This is a genomic window from Ectopseudomonas oleovorans (assembly GCF_029845265.1).
GTDB lineage: Bacteria > Pseudomonadota > Gammaproteobacteria > Pseudomonadales > Pseudomonadaceae > Aquipseudomonas > Aquipseudomonas oleovorans.
The window spans coordinates 1-1,601 of sequence record NZ_JAOCLK010000099.1; the positions used below are offsets into that span (position 1 = coordinate 1).

The following is a 1,601-nucleotide window of genomic DNA, read 5'->3' on the forward strand; positions in this document are numbered from 1 at the left end:
TTCAGTCAAAAACGCCGCTCGCGTCCGGCGAAAAGGTCGCGAAGATTGTGACGGTGGCGCCAGACGATCAGCCCGGTCAGTACGCAGGCCGGTAACAAGGCCGCCGGTTGTTGCCAGGCCAGCAGCGGTAACGTCAGCGGCGTGGCGATCAGTGAGGCCAGCGAGCTGGTGCGGGTCAGCAGAAATACCAGCGCCCAGGCCGCCAGAGCGAGCAGGGCCGCCGGTGGATAGAGGCCAAGCAGCATGCCGGCGGCAGTGGCTACGCCCTTGCCGCCGCGGAAGCGGAAGTACAGCGGGTAGAGGTGGCCGACCACGGCAGCCAGGCCGATCCAGGCCTGCTGATGCAGGCTGAGGCCAAACAGCTTGGCGATCAGGATCGGTAGCAGGCCCTTGAGCAGGTCGCCGAGCAGCGTCATGACGGCGAGTTTCTTGCCGGCCACCCGCAGCATGTTGGTGGCGCCGGGGTTGCCCGAGCCGCTGGCGCGCGGATCCGGCCCGCCGGCAAGTCGGCTGAGCAGGATGGCGAAGGACAGCGAACCGAGCAAGTAGGCAAGGATTGCCAGAAGCCAGAACATGGTGGCCATTCCAGGGCATGGGGTGGCCCGATTCTAACGAGGTGCAGCGCCCTTGTCGTGGCGCGGAGAGTGCGGTGGACAGAGTATTTATCGAGGGGCTGGAAGTCGACACGGTGATCGGCGCCTACGATTGGGAGCGCGACATTCGCCAGTGCCTGCGCCTGGACTTGCAGATGGCCTGGGACAATCGTCCGGCCGCCGCCGGTGATGACCTCAACCTGGCACTCGACTACGCCAGCGTGTCCACGCGCATTCAGGCCTTTGCGGCCGAGTCGCAGTTCATCCTGGTCGAAACCTTCGCCGAACGGCTGGTGCAGACCCTGATGGACGAGTTCAACATTCCCTGGATGCGTCTGAAGCTGACCAAGCCCGGCGCAGTGCCAGCCGCACGCGGCGGCGTGGGCGTGGAGATCGAGCGCGGATGTCTCTGACTCGGGTCTTTCTCGGCCTTGGCAGCAATATCGAGCGTGAGCCTCACCTCGTTGCCGGCCTCGATGCACTGGCGGGGCTGCTCAGTGATATGCGCTGCTCGCCGGTGTTCGAAAGCCATGCGGTGGGCATCAAGAGCGGCAACTTCTTCAATCTGGTGGTAGTTGGCGATACCGAGCTGTCACTGCTGGAGCTGGATCGCCGGCTGAAATTCATCGAGGCCGACAATGGCCGCTATGCACCGGATCGCAAGGGCTTGCCGCTGGATATCGATGTGCTGCTGTTTGGCGAGCAGGTCGGCAACTTCAACGGCCTGATCCTGCCGCGCGCGGAGATTCTCAAGAACGCCTTCGTACTCTGGCCGCTGGCGCTGCTGGCGCCGCAACTGCAGCACCCTGTCGATGGTCGTTCGTTCGCCGAGCTGTGGGCCTCGGCGCAGATCGATCAGCAGTTGTGGCCAGCGGCATTCCAGTGGCGTGGCACCGAGTTGACGCCGCCAGAGTTGCTACAGACGCGCTCTTCGTAGCCCGCTCTTCGTAGCCCAATGAGATGGACTCCTCCCTCCTACGGCGTCATTGCGCCAGACTGAAGGTTGTA

Annotated in this window: 3 protein-coding genes; 2 read left to right on the plus strand and 1 reads right to left on the minus strand. The window is 64.1% G+C overall.

The window, feature by feature from the left end; genetic code table 11:
- Positions 1-5 precede the first annotated feature (5 nt).
- Positions 6-575, minus strand: coding sequence for a glycerol-3-phosphate 1-O-acyltransferase PlsY (plsY, locus tag N5J71_RS22230; protein ID WP_084340926.1), 570 nt, complete (start codon positions 573-575; stop codon positions 6-8).
- Between the two features lie 74 nt (positions 576-649).
- Between plsY and folB the strand changes: the two genes are divergently transcribed.
- Both folB and folK read left to right on the plus strand, forming a co-directional pair.
- Positions 650-1,006 carry a dihydroneopterin aldolase gene (gene folB, locus N5J71_RS22235; protein ID WP_074856350.1) on the plus strand — a complete coding sequence of 119 codons (357 nt, stop codon included), beginning with the start codon at positions 650-652 and terminating at the stop codon, positions 1,004-1,006.
- Positions 997-1,530 (plus strand): 2-amino-4-hydroxy-6-hydroxymethyldihydropteridine diphosphokinase, encoded by a 534-nt coding sequence (gene folK, locus N5J71_RS22240; RefSeq protein ID WP_074856348.1) that lies wholly within the window; start codon positions 997-999, stop codon positions 1,528-1,530. The genes folB and folK overlap by 10 nt, the downstream gene beginning before the upstream one ends.
- Positions 1,531-1,601: the final 71 nt, after the last annotated feature.